The 438-nt window shown below is 60.3% G+C and carries 1 protein-coding gene; it reads left to right on the forward strand.

Translation table 11 applies throughout. The features are described 5' to 3' along the window. On the forward strand, positions 1 to 438 hold a 438-nt coding region (locus H8A87_RS19285; protein ID WP_198691496.1), incomplete at both ends, for an AMP-binding protein.

Below are 438 nucleotides of genomic sequence, written 5' to 3' on the forward strand. Positions count from 1 at the left end.
CAATGACGGAAACTGAACAAGCCATCGCCTCACCGGCCAATCCCGTCAGCGCAGACCGGTTAGATCCCAATTCCGATCCGCAGGTGCCGGGGCTGACGGCCCGCCATCTGGCCTATGTGATCTACACCTCCGGCTCCACCGGCCAGCCCAAGGGCGCGATGGTTGAACACCGCAACGTCGTGAATTTACACACCGCGATGAAAACCGTCCTGGCGGTTGACCGCCCCTGCCGCATCACCCTGAATGCCAGTATTGTGTTCGATTCTTCCGTGGAATGCTGGCTCCAGTTGTTATCGGGGCATACGCTGGTCATCGTGCCGGAATCGGTGCGCAAAGACAGCCCGTCACTCTGGCACTATTTTGCCGGCCACGCCGCTGATATTGTCGATTGTACGCCGGCGCAGTTAACCGGCCTGCTGGACGCCGGTTTCGTGACCG

Origin of the sequence: Xenorhabdus lircayensis (assembly GCF_016306625.1) — a bacterium.
Classification (GTDB): domain Bacteria; phylum Pseudomonadota; class Gammaproteobacteria; order Enterobacterales; family Enterobacteriaceae; genus Xenorhabdus; species Xenorhabdus lircayensis.